Source organism: Wolbachia endosymbiont of Mansonella perstans, from assembly GCF_020278605.1.
Lineage (GTDB): Bacteria > Pseudomonadota > Alphaproteobacteria > Rickettsiales > Anaplasmataceae > Wolbachia.
In genome coordinates this window covers 1-3,152 of the sequence record NZ_JACZHU010000101.1, presented here as the reverse complement: position 1 = coordinate 3,152, position 3,152 = coordinate 1, and the positions used below count along the sequence as shown (strand labels likewise).

Here is a 3,152-nt window from a genome sequence, read left to right as displayed (position 1 = left end):
TGCAAATATAAGTTAAAAAATTTCGGAATTTGTATCAAGTAGAACAGATGAACCTGCAGTCAACGTAATAGGTTACTTTGCACAAAAGTTAAATGCAGCACGTGATAAATTACTGAGGAGATAATAAATCTCTTGCATAATCTAAGCTAAGCAGAAAAAAAGACAAAAGAAGCTCTGGTTGGTATTTATTTAAATATTAGTATTTTATGTCTTAAACGCTGCAATTTAGCTGCTTTTAAACACAACTGGTCTAAGATATAATATTTAAGAAATTTGCCAGGCAAAAAAAGACAATAGAACCCTAAGGTAGCTAGTTATTCCACTCTCTATTTTAAAATCCGGCATTGGTTGATGTCTTAAACGACTTATAAGCGCGTTTCAGCTTATGTATGGAAAATTTTGAAATTTTAGGCATGCAGTGCACATAATACGAAAAATTAAACAATAGTATGCCAAATACAAGTTTTCTTGTCATTTTAACCTGCACAAATTGGAAGATTAAATAATAGCTTCAATACTATAACAAGAGTGACAGCGAAGGTTGTTAAGCAAGTTTTGCATTTAACCTGTTTTCATAGCTACTTGGATGGCAGGACTAGTCTTGTTGATTTACTTAAACAAACAATTATTGAAATAAACTCTTGATTTGTTTTTTGAGCCTTTTAGGGCAAACTTGTCTGCCAGCATATTCAGAGTGGACAGATGACCTGTATTTTTTTCTATCGAGGTTGACCAGAGCAAAACCTGTTGCAGCCGTGTGCTTACACAGACCAAAATATACAAATGCAGGACAGGAACACTTCCCACTAAGGAACGGACCATCGTACTATAGTGTTACTCGATATACAGTTGATCCAGCTACCTTTGATTCGCTTTAAGATTCATCAACAGATATAATTTCTACTCTCCCCTTGTTGAAATAGTCCCTCCCTCTGAAGAGGTAAGGTTCTTTAATAAAGCCTTTGATATCTCTGTGATACAGTCTCATTTTGACCCCCTTTATGAAGCCTTCAAATTTCTAACATATCTTTTCTTCCATAAAAAATTATTAACTCGCTACAACTTTTATATGGTCCTGCAGATGATTTTATAATATTACGTATCTGATATTCGTTAATGGTAGCAAAGACAAATTGAAAAAAGCATTCTTTGCCTATAATTGGATGTTTAAGCGAATTTATGATGTGTTTATTTGTCTTTTCAATAACAAAAATTAGTATTACTCCAAAGTTTAACCCACTACAACTTTAATATGGCGTTTCTTTCCTGCGGATAGCTTTACGAATGGCTGATCTTTAAAGCTCTCGGAATTTATTATATAGTTAACATCGTTTATAGTATTACCATTAACTTTGCATCCATTGCCCTGTATTAAACGCTTTGCAGCACCTTTTGAGGGTTCAAGACCGGTATTGTGTAGTAGGTCTACTAAGGGTATGCCATTTGCAACTTGTTCTTTTGTTGTAACATAATCAGGAAGCAATGAACTATCTTCATTTTCAAAAGCCAAAACTGCAGCGGATCGTGCAATTTCTGCTTCTTTTTCACCATGACATATTTTTGTTACTTCTGTTGCCAAAACTTTTTTCGCTTCATTTATTTCTTGATACTTTAGAGATTCTAGTTTTTTAATCTCGTCAATTGGCAAATCAGTGAGTAATCTCAAAAAACGTCCTAAATCTTGATCATCAACATTGCGAAAATATTGCCAATAATCGTAAGGCTTTAGCATATTACTATCAAGCCACACCGCTCCACTTCCAGTTTTGCCCATTTTTATCCCTTGAGCATTCAATAAAAGAGGGGAAGTAAGACCAAACAATTCAGGTAAGTTCAACTTTTTGCCAAGTTCAATTCCACTTACTATATTTCCCCACTGGTCTGATCCTCCAATTTGCAGGCGACAGCCATACTTTCTATTCAATTCAACAAAATCATAAGCCTGCAACAACATGTAGTTAAACTCGAGAAAGCTTAGATTTTGTTCTCTATCGAGCCTAATTTTTACACTGTCGAAGCTTAGCATACGATTTACAGAAAAATGTTTTCCTATATCACGCAAAAAATCTATGTATTTTATATTGTCCAGCCAATCTGCATTATTTACTATTACTGCACCAGTCTTTCCATCATCAAAAGATACCATTTTCTCCAGTATCCTCTTTATACTAGATGTATTTTGCTTGATGTTTTCTATGGGTAAGATGCTCCTTGCTTTATCTTTAAAAGATGGATCTCCAATCTTAGTTGTACCGCCCCCAAGTAAGACTATTGGCTTGCACCCAAATTTTTGTAGGTGGCGTAGCATCATAATCTGAATTAGGTGACCAGCATGAAGACTTGGTGCTGTGCAATCAAACCCGATGTATGCAATTATATGATTATCTTGCAATAATAGTCGATCTAACCCCTCAGCGCCTGCACACTGATATAGATATCCCCTTTCTTGGATAAAATTCAAAAACTCGGATTTATGTTTCATGGTTTGCTTTTGTTAATTAAAGTGATTTTAATCTATTAGTCTTACAAATGAAGGAAAGCTAATTCCACAGTTCTTCTATTTTATAATACTCTCTTACTTCCGGTCTGAATATGTGAACCATTATGCCTTGAAAATTCACAATTACCCAATTGCCTTCATCTATACCTTCTACGTCTGCTTTATCATGTGGCTTGAGGTTTTTTATTATATGCTCAGCCAATGCTTTCACATGGCGGCTCGAATCACCAGATGCAATAATCATATATTTTGCAATAATGGTTTTATTCTGCACATCAAAGGCGACTATGTTATGACCTTTGTTTTGGTCTATAATACTTGCAATCGTGTTTTTTATTAATTCTGTATCACCAGATGCACCAGCTATCATCTTAAATTATATAATTTGTTTATAATTATATACTCAAAATTTCTAAACATGAACTATTTTTGATATTACTAAGACCAAATTGTTCATGCTTTTGATGCAACAGTATATACAATACATATCCTTTTATATATAACTTAAGGGTGGTTTTCTAATAGTGTATTTATTATGAGCAAGACTCTTGTTTACTTAACCGGTTTTCCAGGTAGTGGTAAGTTTACTATTGCACGAAAACTGAGTGAGATTATTGATGCAGTGATAGTAAGTAATAATCTACTCAACAAT

General features: G+C 34.0%; 2 protein-coding genes. Both read right to left on the bottom strand.

Translation table 11 applies throughout. From position 1 onward, the window contains the following. Nucleotides 1-1,231: 1,231 nt before the first annotated feature. Nucleotides 1,232-2,482, bottom strand: a complete 1,251-nt coding sequence (gene tyrS, locus IHO13_RS04930; RefSeq protein WP_225538543.1) for a tyrosine--tRNA ligase — start codon at nt 2,480-2,482, stop codon at nt 1,232-1,234. 58 nt (nt 2,483-2,540) lie between these two features. After that, nucleotides 2,541-2,870: a ribosome silencing factor gene (gene rsfS, locus IHO13_RS04925; protein ID WP_225538542.1), complete on the bottom strand. Its 330-nt coding sequence runs from the start codon at nt 2,868-2,870 to the stop codon at nt 2,541-2,543. Nucleotides 2,871-3,152: the final 282 nt, after the last annotated feature.

Bases quoted from the DNA above. Each gene is read 5' to 3' on its own strand.
- tyrS (WP_225538543.1), bottom strand. From the start codon at position 2,482: ATGAAACATAAATCCGAGTTTTTGAATTTTATCCAAGAAAGGGGATAT.
- rsfS (WP_225538542.1), bottom strand. From the start codon at position 2,870: ATGATAGCTGGTGCATCTGGTGATACAGAATTAATAAAAAACACGATT.